Raw genomic sequence first — 3,401 nt, 5'->3', positions numbered from 1 at the left:
TTTGAGAGAATCATGTTTCAAAACCTTACATCTTCATCGGCCCGCGTCCTGTAGGGGCGAAGCATTCGGGCATAACCTATCGCTGAAACCGTAGATTTCCTATCCGAATGCTTCGCCCCTACTTTTTCAGCAGACCCTAAATAATCAGTTTTTAATAAACGGATTTAGGATCAGACTTATCTGAAATGACTAGAATTTCATCCATAGATAAAAATCTATGACTGAAGACGTAAAAGTTGATTGACTTTATGGATTCCATGGTTTGGGGTATGTGATTCGTATCACTCAGTTGTATCGCAAAACTCAAGTTTGTTTGAATTGCCCCTACCATTCCTGTTTTGTCACCATTTTCAAAAGGACAGGCGATCGCCGTAACGAAGAACCGACAGGAATCAATCAGACAGAGTATAGTCATTTCAATTAAAATTGATAAATAAATGCCCGATTTCATACTAAATCCAGTTATCAAAGACTGATTATCTATTTCTCCTTTTGCATGAGTGCATGAGCGCATGAGTGCATGAGTGCCTGTCCTGATATGTAGCCTATACTCAACGGATTTAGTAGTATCATAAGGTTTTCATCGGTCAAGATTGTATCAGAATTATCTGAAATGACTCTAGTTTCATCCATAGATAAAAATCTATAACTAAAGACATAAAAATTTATAACTAAAGACATAAAAATTTATAACTAAAGACATAAAAATTGATTGACTTTATGGATTCCATGGTGTTACAGTAGGTGATATAGGTCACTCGGTTGTATCGCAAAACTCAAGTTTGAGTTGAATTGCCCCTATGATTCCTTTTTTGTCACCATTTTCAAACAGATCAAGGAAATGCACAGGTAATTGTCGACCATCAAGGACAGGTGATCGCGAGTAATTGTGCTGTGAACCTGTAAATTTCTACTGACGGTGACATCCGTTTGGCACTGAAGCGCAACGACAACAGGTTAAGCTTCAGAGCTTGCTGCCTTGAATACCTTTACTCTTTTCTAACCTATTGCCTACATATGGAATCAACCACTATTGTAACTACCGCTCAGTCATCGCCAAAGAACACCCTTGATGATCAGAAGAAAGTAACTGAGAACGAGCAAATACCAAATAGTAATAACGCAACCAGTAACATTGATGAGTTGTTAGAGGAGGTTATCGGTGACAAAAATTTAAATCAACTCTCCCGACAAGATTTAAATGAGCTTTTGGACAAAGTTGATTTTTTAGGTGCAATTGGACTTGATACTGCGGGAGAAAAGATACCAACAGAAGTTGGCAAGAGATCAGACAATGGTGAGAGCGGCAATAACAAAAATTCAAGTTCTACCTCAAGTCTTACCTCAAGTTCTACCTTAAGTCTTACCTCAAGTGTCTCACAACCAGATTTAGTGGGCAGTTTTGGCACGATTAATTTGCCAACTACGGTTGACTTCGGCGCTCAGGGAACTGCACAGGTAATTGTCACCAATCAAGGACAAGGAATCGCCAGTGGTTCCAGTACTGTCAACCTGTACATTTCTACTGACGGTCAGATTGACAAAAACGATGCCTTACTCACCAGTGTCAGCACAAACTTGAACCTAGACGCCGAGCAGTCAGTCACCTTAGACTTAACGTATAACAACAATACTTCAGTCATCGCTCCGGGGGCTTACTTTCTCATTGCTGAAGTCGATGCAGATAACCAAATTGCCGAACAACTGGAAACCAATAATGTCACCAGTAAATTAGTATCGGGACTCAATACTAATGCCGTCATCGACTGGAATGCGATCGCCTTAAATGCGATTCAAGCCGAGGGAAAAGCGGGGCGGGGAGTCGCGCCGACAGTAGGTTCTCGCTTAATGGCGCTGGTTTCTACTGCCGTCTATGATACGGTCAATGCCTTCAACACAACTTTTCCCTCCTACGCTGTAAATGTGAACGCACCAGGGAATACCTCGTTGGGGATGGCGGCAGTTGGTGCTGCTTATCGAGTTCTCTCTACTCAATTATCTGGACAAAGTAGCTTGTTCTCACAGCAATTATCCAATTCTCTGGCGGAGATTCAGGACAGTGCCACCGCTGAAAGCCGGGGGTTTAATTTTGGTATTTTAGTAGCCAATCAGACCATCAATTTACGCGCTAATGATGGTTCCAACGACAATACACCTTTCACTGCGCCACCGGGAGACTACGTTTGGCGACCAGAAACCTCGGGCCCCACTGCTGGGGTAGCACTTGGTGCGAACTGGGGGGGAGTAGATACTTGGACAATTGGCGACATTGACCAGTTTGTTGCGGACAATGAACTTGATGTGACTCTTGATGGCCGTCCTGACACAGATCCTACATTGTATGCCGAAGAAATTGAAGAAGTCCGGCTCTACGGTGGCTTGCAAAACACTGCTCTCACTACCACTTTACGCAATGCAGACCAGGCAGAAATGGCTGTTTTCTACGCCTATGACCGCGCTGATACCTTCCGTCCCTACGGGCATTTAAACCAAATTGCTCAAAAAATTGCGGTGAGTGAGGGCAATACCTTGCAAGAAGATGCCAGCCTATTTGCCGCGTTAAATACCGCGCTGGCAGATTCGGTAATCGTTGCTTGGAAAGAGAAATACACTGAACTCCAACCTCGCCCCGATGACGTAATTGCCGGAGGATTTGCGGCTAATGACGGGATTTGTGATACGGTGGGCGATCCCAATTGGAAGCCCTTGCTGTCACCATTAATGGGGGTTAATTCCCCACCTTTCCCGGATTATATGTCAGGGCATTCTGCCATGGGGGGAGCATTTGCGGGAGTGATGACCGAATATTTTGGTGACGACTATGTATTTAGTACTGTCTCCCAAGAGCTTCCCGGTGTCGTTCGTGATTTCGATAGCTTCTATGAAGCGGGAATGGAAGATGCCCTCAGTCGTATTTATGGCGGGGTTCACGTCCGTGAGGCTTGTATTGATTCTTTTGAAATGGGGTTAGCTGTTGGCGAGTTTGTCGCAACAAATTTCTTTCAGCCTTAATATCAAGTCGAGTTGAACGAACCTGCATCAGTCCCCACCCTCAGCAAAGCACCGGTGGGGAAGGTGCAGGGGGCGGCAATTTGAGGACTCGATGTCCGAAAAATTGCCAACTAAATTTTAATGGTAAATCCCATGCTTTAGGTGATATCGGTCGCACTTGGGAATTATCCCTGGAAAGGGTGCGACAAATTGAGTCGAAAGCGTTGCAAAAACTGCGTAGTTAGATCACCAACAGAATATCCCTACTAGAGAGTTAAATAGGGTCTGCTGAAAAAGTACGGGCGAAGCATTCGGATAGAAAATCTACGGTTTCACCGATAGGTTATGCCCAAATGCTTCGCCACTACAGGACGCGGGCCGATGAAGACGCAAGGTTTTGAAGCACGATT

The 3,401-nt window shown here is 44.3% G+C and carries 1 protein-coding gene and 1 pseudogene; both read left to right on the top strand.

What is annotated here, in order from left to right:
* The first annotated feature begins 1,017 nt into the window (after positions 1-1,017).
* Complete coding sequence (locus IM477_RS08965; RefSeq protein ID WP_287731424.1) at positions 1,018-3,012, top strand: CARDB domain-containing protein; 1,995 nt, start codon at positions 1,018-1,020, stop codon at positions 3,010-3,012.
* Between the two features lie 119 nt (positions 3,013-3,131).
* Positions 3,132-3,236: pseudogene (locus IM477_RS08960) on the top strand (sigma factor-like helix-turn-helix DNA-binding protein); the annotation flags it as partial.
* Positions 3,237-3,401: the final 165 nt, after the last annotated feature.

The sequence above is a fragment of the Microcystis sp. M090S1 genome (assembly GCF_020246295.1).
GTDB lineage: Bacteria > Cyanobacteriota > Cyanobacteriia > Cyanobacteriales > Microcystaceae > Microcystis > Microcystis aeruginosa.
The sequence above is the reverse complement of the archived record's forward strand: the minus strand, read 5'-3'. Positions and strand labels throughout refer to the sequence as shown.